Here is a 274-nt window from a genome sequence, read left to right on the forward strand (position 1 = left end):
AATGTAAGAAATTTTGTACTTTCGTGCTGAGTTAATATATGATCTTTTTCTTCTACCAGTACTTTGCGGTTTTATAATTTTGCGCTGAAGTTGCTTTGCTCATATTTACCGTAGCGGTTTGACCAATTAGCAATTATCGTAGCAGCGTACTCGGCATCTTTTTTATTACTTAGTAAGTGGTCGGCGTTATCGAAGATAATAAATATTTGTGGGTGTTTGTCTGATGCATAAATTTTCTCTGCTTCAGAAATATTATAATTGGCCTGAAGACTGG

General features: G+C 35.0%; 1 pseudogene. It reads right to left on the minus strand.

What is annotated here, in order from left to right:
- A pseudogene (locus tag CWB60_RS20485) lies at positions 1 to 274 on the minus strand (osmotically inducible protein C); the annotation flags it as partial.

The organism is Pseudoalteromonas sp. S327 (genome assembly GCF_005886415.1).
GTDB lineage: Bacteria > Pseudomonadota > Gammaproteobacteria > Enterobacterales > Alteromonadaceae > Pseudoalteromonas > Pseudoalteromonas atlantica.